13 protein-coding genes are annotated in these 14,461 nt (G+C 51.0%); all 13 read left to right on the plus strand.

Annotation, left to right across the window (positions count from 1 at the left end; genetic code table 11):
* Positions 1 to 28 precede the first annotated feature (28 nt).
* Positions 29 to 1,768, plus strand: coding sequence for an assimilatory sulfite reductase (NADPH) hemoprotein subunit (gene cysI / locus ACTHPM_RS03920; RefSeq protein WP_440393865.1), 1,740 nt, complete (start codon positions 29 to 31; stop codon positions 1,766 to 1,768).
* Positions 1,769 to 1,894: 126 nt separating this feature from the next.
* Positions 1,895 to 2,248 (plus strand): hypothetical protein, encoded by a 354-nt coding sequence (locus ACTHPM_RS03925; protein WP_440393866.1) that lies wholly within the window; start codon positions 1,895 to 1,897, stop codon positions 2,246 to 2,248.
* Between the two features lie 262 nt (positions 2,249 to 2,510).
* Positions 2,511 to 3,005 (plus strand): cation:proton antiporter regulatory subunit, encoded by a 495-nt coding sequence (locus ACTHPM_RS03930; protein ID WP_440393867.1) that lies wholly within the window; start codon positions 2,511 to 2,513, stop codon positions 3,003 to 3,005.
* Positions 3,006 to 3,009: 4 nt separating this feature from the next.
* The gene (locus ACTHPM_RS03935) at positions 3,010 to 4,230 is read left to right on the plus strand and encodes a cation:proton antiporter (RefSeq protein ID WP_440393868.1); all 1,221 of its coding nucleotides are present in this window, start codon (positions 3,010 to 3,012) and stop codon (positions 4,228 to 4,230) included.
* Positions 4,231 to 4,520: 290 nt separating this feature from the next.
* Positions 4,521 to 7,472, plus strand: coding sequence for a formate dehydrogenase subunit alpha (gene fdhF / locus ACTHPM_RS03940; RefSeq protein WP_440393869.1), 2,952 nt, complete (start codon positions 4,521 to 4,523; stop codon positions 7,470 to 7,472).
* Positions 7,473 to 7,474: 2 nt separating this feature from the next.
* Positions 7,475 to 8,014 carry a DUF1641 domain-containing protein gene (locus ACTHPM_RS03945; protein ID WP_440393870.1) on the plus strand — a complete coding sequence of 180 codons (540 nt, stop codon included), beginning with the start codon at positions 7,475 to 7,477 and terminating at the stop codon, positions 8,012 to 8,014.
* 145 nt (positions 8,015 to 8,159) lie between these two features.
* Positions 8,160 to 8,981, plus strand: coding sequence for a VanW family protein (locus tag ACTHPM_RS03950; RefSeq protein WP_440393871.1), 822 nt, complete (start codon positions 8,160 to 8,162; stop codon positions 8,979 to 8,981).
* Between the two features lie 141 nt (positions 8,982 to 9,122).
* Positions 9,123 to 9,446 carry a metal-sensitive transcriptional regulator gene (locus ACTHPM_RS03955; protein WP_440395345.1) on the plus strand — a complete coding sequence of 108 codons (324 nt, stop codon included), beginning with the start codon at positions 9,123 to 9,125 and terminating at the stop codon, positions 9,444 to 9,446.
* Positions 9,447 to 9,671: 225 nt separating this feature from the next.
* A complete protein-coding gene (locus ACTHPM_RS03960; RefSeq protein ID WP_440393872.1) occupies positions 9,672 to 12,104 on the plus strand; it encodes a heavy metal translocating P-type ATPase in 2,433 nt (810 codons plus the stop codon).
* Between the two features lie 35 nt (positions 12,105 to 12,139).
* On the plus strand, positions 12,140 to 12,766 hold the full coding sequence (locus tag ACTHPM_RS03965; protein ID WP_440395346.1) for a nitrite reductase: 627 nt from the start codon (positions 12,140 to 12,142) through the stop codon (positions 12,764 to 12,766).
* A gap of 16 nt (positions 12,767 to 12,782) precedes the next feature.
* Positions 12,783 to 12,995 carry a heavy-metal-associated domain-containing protein gene (locus ACTHPM_RS03970; RefSeq protein WP_440393873.1) on the plus strand — a complete coding sequence of 71 codons (213 nt, stop codon included), beginning with the start codon at positions 12,783 to 12,785 and terminating at the stop codon, positions 12,993 to 12,995.
* Between the two features lie 28 nt (positions 12,996 to 13,023).
* The gene (locus tag ACTHPM_RS03975; RefSeq protein ID WP_440393874.1) at positions 13,024 to 13,263 is read left to right on the plus strand and encodes a glutaredoxin family protein; all 240 of its coding nucleotides are present in this window, start codon (positions 13,024 to 13,026) and stop codon (positions 13,261 to 13,263) included.
* A gap of 163 nt (positions 13,264 to 13,426) precedes the next feature.
* A complete protein-coding gene (locus ACTHPM_RS03980) occupies positions 13,427 to 14,455 on the plus strand; it encodes an acyl-CoA dehydrogenase (RefSeq protein ID WP_440393875.1) in 1,029 nt (342 codons plus the stop codon).
* Positions 14,456 to 14,461: the final 6 nt, after the last annotated feature.

Raw genomic sequence — 14,461 nt, forward strand, 5'->3', positions numbered from 1 at the left:
TCCTTAGATCGCGAGAGGAGAAGGACGAATGTCTGAGAATCATTTATTGTCGAATAACAGTGCTCCGCATAGTGACGTTGAGGAAATCAAGCAGCGGAGCAACTATTTGCGCGGAAGCTTGACCGAAACGCTGAAGGACCCGATCACCGGATCGATACCGGAAGACGACAACCGGCTGATGAAGCATCACGGGAGCTATATGCAGGATGACCGGGACCTTCGGAATGAACGCCAGAAGCAGAAGCTGGAGCCCGCTTACCAGTTCATGCTGCGGGTGCGAGCGTCTGGAGGCGTCGTCACGCCGGAGCAGTGGCTGATGATGGACCGGCTTGCGTTTAAATATGCGAATGGCAGCATCCGTCTGACCACCAGGCAGTCCTTCCAGCTGCATGGTGTTCTGAAATGGAATCTCAAGAATACGATTCGCGAAGTGAATGAGGCTCTGCTCACCACTCTCGCTGCCTGCGGCGACGTTAACCGCAACGTGATGTGCAACCCGAATCCCCACCAATCGGAAATACATGCCGAGGTGTACGATTGGGCCTGCCGGGTAAGCAAGCACTTAGACCCAAGGACGACCGCGTATCATGAAATATGGCTCGATGGCGAAAAGGTTGTATCAAGCCTAGAAGAGAGCGAAGAACAGGAGCCGATCTATGGTCGGGTTTATTTGCCCCGCAAATTCAAAATCGGCATCGCCGTTCCTCCTTCCAATGATGTGGATGTTTTTTCGCAGGATCTGGGGTTCATCGCAATCATCGAAGACGGCAAGCTAGCCGGATTCAATGTGTCGGTCGGCGGCGGTATGGGCATGACGCACGGGGATCCGAAAACTTATCCCCAAGTGTCCAAGGTCATCGGTTTCTGTACGCCGGAGCAAATGATCGAGGTGGCGGAGAAGACGGTAACGATTCAGCGGGATTACGGGGATCGGGCGGTCCGCAAGCATGCCCGGTTCAAGTATACGATCGACGACCGCGGGATCGGCTGGTTCAAGGATGAATTGACTACCCGACTGGGATGGAAGCTGGAAGAAGCTAAGCCTTTTCATTTCGAGGATAACGGGGACCGTTACGGATGGGTAAAAGGCGCCAATTCCAAGTGGCACTTTACCCTGTTCATTCAAAGCGGCCGCGTGAAGGACGAGGAAGGGTACGAGCTGATGACGGGTCTTCGCGAAATTGCGAAGGTGCATACGGGTGATTTTCGTCTAACGCCAAACCAGAACCTGATCATCGCCAACATCAGCGCGCAGAAAAAGAAAAAAATCGAGGCGTTGATCGAACAATACCGGTTGACGGACGGCGCGCACTATTCCTCTTTGAGACGCAATTCGATGGCCTGCGTTTCGCTGCCAACCTGCGGCTTGGCTATGGCGGAATCCGAACGTTACCTGCCATCGCTTCTGGATCAGATCGAACCGATGCTGAAGGATGCGGGACTGCATGAAGAGGATATCGTGATCCGCATGACCGGCTGTCCGAACGGCTGTGCCCGGCCGATGCTTGCTGAGCTTGCTTTTATCGGGAAAGCACCGGGCAAGTACAACATGTATTTGGGCGGCGGCTTTGCCGGCGACCGTTTGAATAAGCTGTACAAAGAAAACATAGGCGAGAAGGAAATTCTGGAATCGCTGCGGCCGATTATTTCCCGGTATGGCGCAGAGCGGCAGCCTGGAGAACATTTCGGCGATTTCACCATTCGGGCCGGTTACGTGCAGGAGGTTCGCGACGGTCAAGAGTTTCATGCGCAGAATGCATTGATCTGATGATGGAAGAATAACCCTGGAATCAGGGTTATTCTTTTGTTGTTTTGGGGCGCTGCGGTTTGAAACATGGGCTTTTTTTATGCTAAAATGAATATATATGAATTTTTCACAAGAGGGAGGGATGGGATGACGACACTGACAAAAAGACTCCGTGTGCTGTTTATCGTGCTCCTGGGATGCATCCAAATGCTTACTTTTCCCGTTTCCTTTGAAGAGGAAGTCACCTCCCCCTACGGCAGTGAAACCGAGACGGTTCATAACCGGATCGACCCGCAAAGCAAACCGCTTACACGTAAAACTCCTTCATTTATACAAAGATTGATCATCATGGCAACGGCGCTTCCGCTGATCTTTGTGATGCCGCTGCTGCTCTTGCTGCGTATTCCCAAGCCCCGATTACCTTTCATACCTTACATTCTTATACGCAAAAAATATCTCATGCTTCTGCCCATCAAGTTCACCTCGAGTTATGTGGCTTAACCTTCCTATATTTAGACGGTTCCCGTGCATTGCATCTTGCCAAGCGCATGCTGCAAAAACAAAAATTCGGAACGGTTTATTTCTCATATCCAAAAACCCCTGTACATGACCATCGGGATGTGTATGAATTGGCTGTAACGTGATAACGTTTGGTGTTACGATTTTAAAAAATGAAGGGTTCGATCACTTTTTGAAACCCTCACTATATGTGAAAAATATCTCAAACTTAATCAATCATTATATATTCAGGAGGAAGTTATTTATGGAGATTCGTGAGTCTGTATTACCCGGCATCGGGATGAAATATCAAATGGATACGGCCAGCGGTGATCGCGTCGTGATCGTGATTCATGATGACGGAAGAAGGGAAATGTACCATTTTTCATATGAGGACTACGATCAAAGCATTTCGATGGTGACCCTTGAGGATCAGGAAGCAAGGCAGCTCGCTGCTCTTGTCGGCGGCATGGTGTATAAGCCCAGACAGCTGGAGAGCGTGGAGATGGCTTTCGACGATTTGACCATCGAATGGTACCGGATTGAGCCGCATTACGGGTGCGTGGGACACTCGATCGGTGAACTGGACATCAGGCAGAATGCAGGTGCTTCCGTCATTGCTCTTATCGATAAAAAAGCCGGAAAGCAGGTCAACCCTGGCCCTGACGCCATTATGAACGCGGAGGCGACAGTCGTCGCGGTAGGGGAGAGGCAGCAGCAAAAGCGGTTCAAACAAATTCTTATGAACGGAAGCGGGTGATCGGATGGACCATTTGGTATTTGAAATTGGCTTGGCACTCGGATTGATAGCGCTTGGAGGCTTAATATCGGCAAAGCTGCGCTTCTCGGTCATTCCGTTCTACATTCTGATCGGGATGGCCGTCGGCCCCCATGCGATGGAGCTGTGGCATTTCGATTTCAGATTTATTGAGAGCTCCCCGTTTATCGACTTTATGGGCAGAATCGGCGTCCTGTTCCTTCTGTTTTATCTCGGACTTGAATTTTCGGTAGGTAGACTGATCAAATCGGGTCGAAGCATCGTGGTTGGAGGATCGATCTATATAGGGATCAATTTCACGCTCGGACTGCTTCTTGGGTTCCTCAGCGGATTCCCGGCAGCTGAAGCATTGATCATTGCAGGCATCACCACGATTTCGTCCAGCGCGATCGTGGCTAAGGTGCTGGTGGATCTCAAACGGACGGCGAACGCGGAAACCGAGATGATTCTCGGCATCATCATGTTCGAGGACGTGTTCCTCGCCGTGTATATCTCCATTCTCTCGGGCTTCGTACTCAGCGATTCCAGCTCGATCGGAGGGGTTATGCTATCCGCGCTCATCTCGCTCGGCTTCATGCTCGCGGTCCTTGTTCTCGGCCGCAAGGCGGTGCCGCTGCTGAACAAGTGGCTGCGCATCCGCTCCAATGAGCTGTTTGCCCTCGTGATTTTCGGTTCTTTGTTCCTGGTAGCGGGTTTTTCGGAAACCATTCACGTGGCAGAAGCGATCGGAGCGCTTCTTGTCGGACTGGTGCTCGCGGAAACGGAGCATGCCAAACGCATCGAACATTTGATCATGCCTTTTCGGGACTTCTTCGGAGCGGTATTCTTCTTCAGTTTCGGCCTGTCCATTGATCCGTTGTCGCTTGGCGGGAATGCTGTCTGGCTGGCAATGGCGGCGGTTGCCGTAACCTTGATCGGAAACTTCAGCGCAGGCATGCTTGCGGGCAGGACAGCCTCCTTGTCTCCCAAAGCGTCGGCGAATATTGGCCTGACCATCGTGTCGCGGGGCGAATTTTCCATCATCATGGCCAATCTTGGCAAGGATCGCGGTTTGATGGATATTCTACAGCCGTTCTCGGCTATCTATGTGTTGATTCTTGCCATTCTCGGGCCGCTGCTTACCAAGCAATCCAAACCGATATTTTCGCTGCTGAACCGGTGGATCAAATTTAAGGACAGGCGGGTTACCAAAGAAGAAGTGCTCTAACCATTCGAAACCGTGAACAAGGGTGTCATTCTCAAGTGGATCCGGAAGCCGAGCTGCTGCTTCTGAACTTCCTGCGCAAGAAATCGTCGATGCAATGAATAGTTGGAGAGCTTAGCTGACAGAAACGGCCAAGAACCCTGAATGATTCAGGGTTCTTGGCGTTTCCATCGAACTTGCATGACGAATAGCTTGATTCAAGCGGAATATTCACGTGTAACTATACTTAAGCTGACATATCCAATTCAGCTTATTTTTTATAATACAGAATACTTAACGAGGTGAAACCTTACATGAACGCAGAATCGTTTGTTTTCCGAATCAATGACAAGAGCTACAAGGCTAGACCGGGCCAAACTATCCTGCAGGCATCCGGGGATACCTATATTCCAAACGTGTGTTATCACGAGCAATTGGGACCGATCCAGACCTGCGACACATGTCTTGTCGAAGTGAACGGTGAGCTGATCCGCGCCTGCGCGACAGAAGCTCAGCCGGGCATGATGGTCCGTACCGATACAAAGCTGGTGAAGGAAGCCCAGCAGGAAGCCATGTCCCGTATCCTCGAAAACCATGAGCTGTACTGCACCGTCTGTGACAATAACAACGGAAACTGCAAAGTACATAACACGACGGAATTCTTGGAGTTGGATCATCAAAAATACGAATTCAAGGAAAAACCGTATGAGAAAGATATGTCGCATCCGATGTACCGGTACGATCCGGATCAATGCATTTTGTGCGGACGCTGTGTGGAAGCCTGCCAGGACCTGCAGGTGAACGAGACGCTAAGCATTGACTGGAGCCGGGAGCACCCTCGCGTCATTTGGGATCAGGATGTGCCTATCGACGAATCCTCCTGCGTGTCCTGCGGACACTGCGTTACGGTATGTCCATGCAATGCCTTGATGGAGAAATCCATGATCGGCGAGGCTGGATATTTGACCGGAACGTTTGCGGATGTGCTTGAGCCCATGATCGATCTCACGAAGGAAGTCGAACCCGGTTACCGGGATATATTCAAAATTTCCGAGATTGAAGCTTCGATGCGTGAATCGCGCATTAAGAAAACCAAAACGGTATGCACCTACTGCGGTGTAGGCTGCAGCTTCGAGGTGTGGACGAAAGGACGCCACATCCTCAAAGTTGAGCCGAATGAGCAAGCTCCGGTGAACGGCATTTCGACCTGCGTCAAGGGCAAGTGGGGCTGGGATTTCGTGAACAGCGAGGAGCGTTTGACCATGCCATTGATCCGTAAGGGCGACGAGTTCGTGGAAGCCAGCTGGGAAGAAGCCATGGACTATATTGCTTTGAAGCTCGGCGGCGTCAAGGATCAGTTCGGTCCGGACGCAATCGGTTATATCGCATCCTCCAAGTGCAGCAACGAAGAGAATTACTTGTTCCAAAAGTTTGCCCGGTCCGTGATGGGAACGAACAATGTGGATAACTGCGCCCGGTACTGTCAGACCCCGGCATCCAAGGCGCTGCTGCGCACGGTTGGTTACGGAGGCGATTCCGGAACGATCGAGGACATCCAGAATGCCGGACTCGTCATCATTATTGGTGCGAACACGGCTGAATCACATCCCGTACTGGCAACAAGAATCAAGCGGGCGCATAAGCTCCATGGTCAAAAGCTTATCGTATCCGACCTGCGCAAGAACGAAATGGCGGAACGTGCCGACATACATCTGCATCCGAAACACAGCACGGATCTGATCTGGCTGAATGCCGTGTCCAAGTACATCATTGATCAGGGCTGGGAAGCCCGCGAATTTCTGGATCAGCGCGTCAACGGCTATGAAGAATTCGTGGAATCCCTTCAGAAATACACACTGGACTTTGCCGAAGAAATGACGGGGATCAGCAAAGAAACCCTGATTCAGGTGGCTACGATGATTCACGAGTCGGATTCGACGTGTATCTTGTGGGCGATGGGCGTCACACAGCATAAAGGCGGAACCGATACAAGCACGGCAATCTGCAATCTGCAGCTTGTAACGGGCAACTTCGGCAAGCCGGGCACCGGAGCCTATCCACTGCGCGGACATAACAATGTCCAAGGTGCTTGCGATTTCGGCACCCAACCGGGTGCGTTCCCCGCTTATGAATCGGTTGAGGACGAGGAAGTACGCTCCCGTTATGAGCGGGCTTGGGGCGTAAAGCTGCCGCAGCATATCGGCTATAACAACCATGAAATGGTCGATGCCATTCAGGAAGGCAAGATCAAAGCGATGTATCTGTTCGGAGAAGACATGGCGCTTGTTGATGCCAATGCCAATCTGGTGGATGAAGCTTTCAGCAAGCTGCAATTTTTTATCGTTCAGGATGTCTTCTTCTCCCGCACCGCACAATATGCGGATGTCATCCTGCCTGCAGCTCCAAGCTTGGAGAAAGAGGGCACGTTCACCAATACAGAACGGAGAATTCAGCGGTTCTACCCCGTGTTCGAGCCGATGGGCGAATCCAAACCGGATTGGGAGATCATCCAGATGGTAGCCAACGCGATGGGCGCAGGCTGGAATTACACGCATCCTTCGCAAATTATGGACGAAGCAGCCGTCTTGGCTCCGTTGTTCGCAGGGGTGAGCTATGAACGACTTGAAGGCTGGAAGAGCCAGATTTGGCCCGTTCAGCTCGACGGTACGGGTACGCCGCTATTGTATCAAGACGAATTCCATTTTCCGGATGGAAAAGCGAAGCTGTTCCCGGTGGATTGGACGCCGCCGCAAACCTATGAACAGAAGTATGACCTGCATATCAACAACGGGCGGCTGCTGGAGCATTTCCATGAAGGAAATATGACCTATCAGTCTGCCGCATTGACGCATAAAGCACCGAACGCATGGCTCGAAGTGTCGCCGGAGCTTGCCGCAGAGCGTGGAATCAAGGATGGCGCGACGGTACGGCTCACTTCTCCTGACGGCGCTGTTAAACTTCGCGTGCTTGTCACCGACCGGGTGAAGGGTAATGAGCTGTATCTGCCCATGAATACGTCGAGCCGAAATCAGGCAATCAACTTCTTGACAAGCAGCGAGCATGACGAAGTCACGGATACGCCGAATTATAAGGAAACAGCGGTGACGATGGAAGTATTGTCATACGACGGGGAGCCGCCGCTTCCGAAATCCAATCATCGAATCGATACGCAGCGGAACCCGCAGATCGGCGTTCGTGTGCAGGATAAATGGAACCGTCCGGACTTCGTACCGGTTGAAGAGGTTATTCAGAGGGAGGAGGTCTAGAAATGGCAAGTCCAATTACGCAAATTAACCGTCAAAGCCCGACCGAAGAAGAAATAAAAGAAAAAGATTTGGAGCGCCTTGCCGAAGGGGCGGCCAAAAGCAATCCGGGGCTGCTCATGTTCATGGATATTATTCAGGAAATGTATGAGGCAGGTTATCTGGATATCGTACACGGCATGGTGAAAAACCGGGAAAAGGTGCTGCCTCACGCGTTTGATTTCATCAAGGTATCCGGCATGCCTGTGGTGATGAAGAATGCGGTAACAGGCCTTCAGTTTCTCAGCACGCTGGAGCCTCATAAAGTTCAGCGTACGATGAACGCGGTCAGCAAGGGCCTGAATAAAGCACTCGATACGGAAACGGAAGAGGACCAAAAAGGATTTTTTGATCTACTCCGGATGATGAAGGATCCTGACGTCAACCGTTCCATCACGATGATGCTGAACTTCCTCAAAAGCATGGGAGAACAGCTCGGGAATACCCCGCGTACAGTGAATCGGGAAATGAACCGCGATAAGCAGCAGCTGATGGACGAAGTTTGATATCTTCACACATTCTCTGTCGATGGGGATCGGTACTTTGTGATATGATCTTCATATCAGCATGAGAAGGCAAAAGGGACCTTGAATAAGGTCCCTTTTGCGTACATACACCCATGTTATCTAATCACCCTTTGAAGGAGCGTGCATGCGTATGGAGGCCATTCGAAAGCCGGTGCCCAGGGCACCGTGGAGGCTATTTCTCGGAACGGCATACTATAGAGGCAGAAGGTATATGGAATGGCTGTTTGGTTCAGAGCGCTTTGCCAAAAAAAGGATTGATGCGCCACTGCCATGCCTGATTTCCAGTCATCAGACGCCGATGCTCAGACAACTGAAGGATGTAGACATGTGGATGCAGCATAACAAAATCACCAACTTGAAGATTGCCATGGAACGGCTTCAGGGCTTGACGATTCAGCCTGGCGAAACGTTATCGTATTGGAGACTCATCGGCAAACCGAGCAGGCGGAAGGGATACGTTGACGGCATGGTGTTGTTCTACGGCGGATTCAAGCCCGGAGTCGGCGGCGGGTTATGCCAATTATCCAATTTGCTCTACTGGATTACACTTCATACGCCGCTTGATGTAACAGAAAGACATCGCCACAGCTATGATGTTTTTCCGGACGCGAATCGGACACAGCCGTTCGGGAGCGGTGCAACCTGCGCATATAACTACCTGGATTTAAGAATCAAAAACAACACGAATGAGCCTTATCAACTTATGCTCGGGATGCATGACGGCAATTTGACAGGTGAATGGAGGTCGACGATTCCATCGCACCACCGCTATGAGATTTACGAGAAGGAGCACCGCATCACCCAGCATTATTGGGGCGGATATGAGCGCTACAACAGCATTTTCCGCAGAAAATATAACCATAATGGCGAACTTCTGTCAGACGAGTTCATTACGGAAAACCGGGCCCTTATGATGTATCAGCCATTTTTGGAGTCCGGAGCCTAACAGCAAAAACGGGAGGTCGTTGAGGAATTTTTATGCCTGCCCTCAGAAGTTATTCAGTTTATGGTTTGTTTAGGCCCGAATGCCTAGTATAATAGAAAGAAAGGAAAGGGAGGGAGTCGTATGAATACGGTACCGGATATGATGGATCAAGAACAGCACGCGGACACCTGCTCTGGTGACCACTCGGAACGGAAAAGCCATCACTCTGAGAAGGTTAAAAACAGTCTGATCAGCCGATTGAACCGCATTGAAGGTCAAGTGCGGGGGATTAAAGGACTGATCGAGAAGGATACGTATTGCGATGATGTGCTGAACCAGATTGCCTCCGTACAATCCGCACTGAACGGCGTAGGGAAACTGCTGCTGGAGCATCACATGAAGAGCTGCGTAGTCCAGCGGATCCAAGAGGGCGATCAGGAAGTGCTTACGGAATTGATGACGACGATGAATAAGTTGATTAAGTAAATTGTTAAAGCCGCCATGTGCGGCTTTTTTTATTTGAAAAGCAAGTCATCTTTTGGATTTAACAATAGGATACGGGGGTAAAGTAAAAAATGTATTGACTCAATATAGGGTGGTGGGGTATACTACGAACAAGAGATACATTGGAAGACATTGTCACAACTGAAATTGGGCCATTCAACCGAAATTCCGCCCATTCTGCCGAAATGATATAAGGAGTGAATCAATATGGAAGCCGTTGCTTCGAAGAATCAAAAGCAGTCGACGCTGCAAATTACCGGAATGACCTGCGCGTCGTGCGCGAGCCGGATTGAAAAGGGTTTAAGCAAAATGGAAGGCGTGGAATCCGCCAATGTGAATTTCGCTTTGGAAAGAGCCAGCGTGTCATACGATCCGGATAAGGTAAACGCCAGCGATTTGGAGACGACAATTCAGAAGCTCGGGTATGGTACAGCGAAGGAAGTTTCCCATTTCAAGCTTGAAGGAATGACCTGTGCGGCCTGCGCCAACCGAATCGAGAAAGGGCTTGGCAAACTGCCAGGGGTAACCCGCGCCTCCGTCAACTTTGCCATGGAGACGGCTACTGTAGAATATGCACCAGGCGAAGTAACCGTATCCGATATGCAGAACAAAGTTAAGCAGCTTGGCTATAAAGCAGTGACGGCTGATCAGGAAGAAGGTTCCCAGGCGAACCGGAAAAGCGGCATACGCTCGCAAAAACGCAAGCTGCTTATCTCGGCCATTCTTTCCCTTCCCCTTCTCTGGGCGATGGTTGCACATTTTTCTTTCACATCGTGGATTTATCTGCCTGATGTATTCATGAATCCCTGGTTTCAGCTGATTCTGGCTACGCCGGTTCAGTTCTATATCGGACGGCCGTTTTATGTAGGCGCCTATAAAGCGCTCCGCAACGGAAGTGCGAACATGGATGTGCTGGTTTCGCTTGGAACGTCTGCAGCCTATTTTTACAGCCTTTACCTCACGATCGATTGGTATGCGAATGGCGGAGGCATGCACCATGCGCCATCCATGTATTATGAAACGAGCGCCATTCTGATCACGCTTGTTATTATGGGCAAACTGTTCGAATCGCTGGCCAAGGGCCGGACCTCGGAAGCGATCAAATCGCTGATGGGCCTTCAAGCCAAAACAGCGCGAATTATTCGCGACGGGCAAGAGCTGACGGTACCTGTCGAGGAAGTTATTGCCGGAGATACCGTCCTCATTCGGCCGGGCGAGAAGGTACCCGTGGACGGCGTGGTTCTTGAGGGGGTATCTTCAGTTGATGAATCCATGCTCACAGGCGAGAGCCTGCCAGTGGAGAAACAATCCGGCGATTCGGTTATCGGCGCAACGCTTAACAAAAACGGCGTACTCCGAATCCAAGCGACCAAGGTAGGGAAAGAAACGGCTTTGGCCCAAATTATTAAAGTCGTGGAAGAAGCGCAAGGCTCCAAGGCTCCAATTCAGCGTGTCGCCGATGTCATCTCGGGAATTTTCGTTCCCATTGTTGTCGGGATTGCGGTTGTCGCTTTTCTAGCATGGTACTTTGTCGTTACGCCGGGTGATTTTGCCGGATCGCTTGAGAAAGCGATAGCAATTCTCGTCATCGCATGCCCTTGCGCCCTGGGGCTGGCAACGCCTACCTCCATCATGGCGGGGTCCGGCCGTGCTGCCGAGCTTGGCATTCTCTTCAAAGGCGGAGAACATTTGGAACAGACGCATAAAATCGATGCGATCATCCTGGACAAAACAGGCACCGTGACCAAAGGTAAACCAGAGTTGACGGATATCATCACCGAGGGAGAACCGGAAGAATTCTTGAGATGGGTAGGTGCGGCGGAGAAAAACTCCGAGCATCCGCTCGCGGAAGCCATCGTTGCCGGAATACAGGAGCGCGGAATCAATTTGCCGGATACGCAGCAATTTGAAGCCGTTCCGGGATACGGGATCAAAGCCATGGTAGAGGGCAAGGAATTGCTGGTCGGTACGCGCAGATTAATGGAAAAATACGGCGTCGATGCAGCGCATGCTTATGATGTGATGGCACGTCTTGAGGAAGCAGGCAAAACAGCAATGCTGGTCGCCGTTGATAACGAATATGCGGGCCTCGTCGCCGTAGCCGATACGATCAAAGAGACGTCGAAAGAGGCTGTCAGCCGCCTGAAGGCGATGGGCATCGAAGTGATCATGATCACCGGTGACAACGAACGTACAGCCAAAGCCATTGCGGCCGAGGTCGGCATCGACCATGTCCGTGCCGAAGTTCTGCCCGAAGGCAAAGCGGAAGAAGTGAAGAAGCTGCAGGCACAAGGTAAAAAAGTCGCCATGGTAGGGGATGGAATCAATGACGCGCCTGCCCTCGCTACCGCGGACATCGGCATGGCCATCGGCACAGGAACAGATGTGGCGATGGAGGCGGCGGACGTTACCCTGATGCGGGGAGATCTGTCGAGTATACCTGATGCGATCTATATGAGCCGCAAAACGATGAGTAACATCAAACAAAACCTGTTCTGGGCACTGGGTTACAATACCCTCGGAATCCCGGTCGCGGCTCTTGGACTGCTCGCTCCCTGGATCGCCGGAGCGGCAATGGCGCTCAGTTCCGTCTCCGTTGTATTGAATGCGCTCAGGCTGCAGCGGGTGAAGGTTCGTTAATAAATTCGCAAAAGGGAGAATAAGTCGTGGAAGAAATGATTAAGATTGCGGTGTCGACACCCCTTCAGGAGGGCGGAAACGTCATCATACCAGAGCAGCTCCGGATCATCGCGGATGCGGCCGGGCCGAAGGCTAATATTGAAATAACGCCGTTCCGGCAAATTTATGTGGAAATCCCGCTTTCAGATTCAGAGCGGATTCGAGGAGAACTGGATCGGTCCGGGCTTGAGGTATATCCTGCGGGAGCGGTGATCAAGGGGCTTATCGCCTGCCAGTTTTGCAAAGGGGCTGAAGCTGCAGGCTTAAGCGTCGCTGAGTCCATTCACCGAGCCACAGCGGGAATCGAAACGCCAGCTCCGCTTAAGATCGGGTATGCAGGGTGCGCTCTCGGAACGAGCGAACCTCTATTGAAAGACATCGGTGTGGTGAAAATGAAGGACACTTTAAGCGTGTATGTCGGCGGAGAGCCCAAAGGGATAAAGGCTGCGGTGGCGGAGCTCTTAACGTCCGGCCTTTCCGAAGATCAGGTCATTCCCATCGTCATGAAGCTGATTGATTATTATAAAGCCAATGCTAAGGGGAAAGAGAAATTCAGCAGGTATGTAGGCCGGATGTCGGTGGATACGCTGAAGAAAGCGGTACTCGATTTCACGGCAATATAAAAGGAGGTGAAGTGTCATGCAAGAGACGACAATGAAGGTGGCAGGGATGAACTGCCGCTCCTGCGTCCGCAAAATAGAAAATGCACTGGGAGAACTGGGCGTTAAAGGACACGTGAATTTTGATGATGGAAGCGTCCATGTGATATTCAATGAAGCGGAAATCCGGAAGTCTGATATTGAAGACGTTATTCGCAGTAAAGGCTATCAGGTTACCATGGAAGTCAAGTGATAATCATTAAGATAAGGAAGTGAGCATCATGGAGAAATCCGTTAAAATCTACACGATCTCAACCTGCAGCGACTGTCATCAAGCCAAGCGTTATTTCCAAGAGAACCGCATTCCGTATACCGAATTCAATTGTGAAGAGAATGAAGATTATGTCAGGGAAGTATGGGAACTCACCGGTAAACAGACCGTTCCAACCCTTGTCATCGATGACCGGGTATTTGTCGGATTTGCGGAGAATTTTAAAGAGATTGCCGCCCTTCTAGGCTAGTCCGTACTTGGATACCATAAATCATAACATGCGAAAAAATAAGAGCCGCCTCCAGGGTAGAACGGGGGCGGCTTTTCTAGCATTCGAAGTGAACGGAAATGATGAGGTCGGCTATTCGTGATAGAATAGGATATACTTACGATTTAGTAAAGGCGGTGGAAAGATGGGTTTTACACAACAGGAAATGAACAATATTCGCGCCCAGTCGCGTCAGATGGAGCAGGAAGGCGTCATTACTCCGGAGGCACTTCAGTACATATACGATAAAAAACTGTTTCACTTATTTGTCGCAAATGACCTGAAAGGAAACATGACCCCTCTGCCGGAATCGATCCGGATATTTCAGGAATGTGCGTATATTGATGGAAGCTTCGGCTGGCTGGTAACGATCGGAGCGGGCGGCGGATATTTTGTCCCGTTCATGAGTGAGGAAATCGGACATAAAGTTTATGCGCATTCCAAGTCCGTGATTGCAGGCAGCGGTGCCACAACCGGAACAGCCCGCAAAGTAGAAGGCGGATACGTGGTTAGCGGACGCTGGAAATACTGCAGCGGTTCGAATCATGCCACTACATTCACGGCCAACACGCTGCTCGAAACAGAGGGCGGAGAATCGCAAATCGTCACAATCATCATGGAACCTGACCAGGTTGAGATTATCAAGGATTGGAACACGTTTGGACTGAAAGCAACTGCAAGCCACAGCATCGCAGCGCATGAAGCTTTCATTCCTGACGAAATGACTTTTTCATTCTCGGAGTTTCGTTCCCATGAAGAAGAAATGCTGTATACCTATCCGTTTTTGCCATTTGCGCAGACTTCATTTGCAGGCGTCACCATGGGGCTTGCGGATCATTTTCTCGAAGCGGCGGAAGAACTGGCGCTCACGCGAGGCAACTCCAATGTCCTCGGCAAGCTTGAAGAGCAGAAGCAGGAGTTTGCTCGTCAAAAGGATGCTTTTTACCTGGTTCTGGACAAATCCTGGGAAGAGCTCGGACAAAAAGGAAAGCTGACCCCTGAAATGGAGGAACGGATCTCCTATGAATGCATAACGGCAGCTCGGGCATCTCTGGGCTGCGGTCTGCACTTGTTCCCGCTGCTGGGCCTATCGGCCTGTGTGGAGGATACCGTGGTTAACCGGACCTGGAGGGATTTGCAAACGGCGTGCCAGCATGCACTTTTACGCGGATGACAGGAA

Origin of the sequence: Paenibacillus sp. SAFN-054 (assembly GCF_051966755.1) — a bacterium.
GTDB lineage: Bacteria > Bacillota > Bacilli > Paenibacillales > Paenibacillaceae > Paenibacillus_AQ.

What these genes read in the sequence shown, in the direction of transcription:
- cysI (WP_440393865.1), top strand. Translation starts at nt 29, where the DNA reads ATGTCTGAGAATCATTTATTGTCGAATAACAGTGCTCCGCATAGTGAC.
- ACTHPM_RS03925 (WP_440393866.1), top strand. Translation starts at nt 1,895, where the DNA reads ATGACGACACTGACAAAAAGACTCCGTGTGCTGTTTATCGTGCTCCTG.
- ACTHPM_RS03930 (WP_440393867.1), top strand. Translation starts at nt 2,511, where the DNA reads ATGGAGATTCGTGAGTCTGTATTACCCGGCATCGGGATGAAATATCAA.
- ACTHPM_RS03935 (WP_440393868.1), top strand. Translation starts at nt 3,010, where the DNA reads ATGGACCATTTGGTATTTGAAATTGGCTTGGCACTCGGATTGATAGCG.
- fdhF (WP_440393869.1), top strand. Translation starts at nt 4,521, where the DNA reads ATGAACGCAGAATCGTTTGTTTTCCGAATCAATGACAAGAGCTACAAG.
- ACTHPM_RS03945 (WP_440393870.1), top strand. Translation starts at nt 7,475, where the DNA reads ATGGCAAGTCCAATTACGCAAATTAACCGTCAAAGCCCGACCGAAGAA.
- ACTHPM_RS03950 (WP_440393871.1), top strand. Translation starts at nt 8,160, where the DNA reads ATGCGTATGGAGGCCATTCGAAAGCCGGTGCCCAGGGCACCGTGGAGG.
- ACTHPM_RS03955 (WP_440395345.1), top strand. Translation starts at nt 9,123, where the DNA reads ATGGATCAAGAACAGCACGCGGACACCTGCTCTGGTGACCACTCGGAA.
- ACTHPM_RS03960 (WP_440393872.1), top strand. Translation starts at nt 9,672, where the DNA reads ATGGAAGCCGTTGCTTCGAAGAATCAAAAGCAGTCGACGCTGCAAATT.
- ACTHPM_RS03965 (WP_440395346.1), top strand. Translation starts at nt 12,140, where the DNA reads ATGATTAAGATTGCGGTGTCGACACCCCTTCAGGAGGGCGGAAACGTC.
- ACTHPM_RS03970 (WP_440393873.1), top strand. Translation starts at nt 12,783, where the DNA reads ATGCAAGAGACGACAATGAAGGTGGCAGGGATGAACTGCCGCTCCTGC.
- ACTHPM_RS03975 (WP_440393874.1), top strand. Translation starts at nt 13,024, where the DNA reads ATGGAGAAATCCGTTAAAATCTACACGATCTCAACCTGCAGCGACTGT.
- ACTHPM_RS03980 (WP_440393875.1), top strand. Translation starts at nt 13,427, where the DNA reads ATGGGTTTTACACAACAGGAAATGAACAATATTCGCGCCCAGTCGCGT.